General features: G+C 74.3%; 1 protein-coding gene and 1 riboswitch. The gene reads right to left on the bottom strand.

The features are described from left to right. Window positions 1-270, bottom strand: a 270-nt coding sequence (locus LPA54_RS36780; RefSeq protein ID WP_228984836.1) for an aminotransferase class V-fold PLP-dependent enzyme, incomplete at its 3' end; no start/stop codon positions are given. 172 nt (window positions 271-442) lie between these two features. After that, a riboswitch (SAM riboswitch) is annotated at window positions 443-502 on the bottom strand. This riboswitch is flagged as partial in the annotation.

Here is a 502-nt window from a genome sequence, read left to right as displayed (position 1 = left end):
GAGGAACTCGGCGACGGTACGGCGGGCGTTCTCGAACAGGTCGGTGGAGAGCTGCGAGAGGTAACCGGCGCCGCGGTGGACGCTGCCGTAGTAGGGGGCGTAGGCGGCCACGTCGTCCCAGACGCGCTGGAGGGCGGGGGCGCTGGCGGCGTGGTCGAGGGCGGCGTAGGCGACCTCGCCACCGGTGACGAGGGGGACGGCGACGTCCCGGCCGAGGACGGGCAGCGGGGCGAGGACGGAAGGGTCGGCGGTGACGGTGGCGGCAGGCATGACGGACTCCCGGAGGGCAGGGGGGATCCCCGCGCGAGCGGACGGCGCGACGGCGGCGCTCCAGCGCGAAGGAGAAAGCGACAAGGGGTGTGCGGAGGCGGGGCTCGACGCCCTAGCGCATTCGCTTGCTCACAGAAGGCTCCTCGACGACCAGGACCCCTGGTGTGCGAGGGGTCCGCGCTTGCCGTGAGCCCTGCTGCCCACGGCCTGGTCCTCACCCGGGGCACCCCGC

Source organism: Streptomyces sp. DH12 (genome assembly GCF_020873895.1).
GTDB lineage: Bacteria > Actinomycetota > Actinomycetes > Streptomycetales > Streptomycetaceae > Streptomyces.
This window is presented reverse-complemented; position numbering and strand designations above follow the sequence as displayed.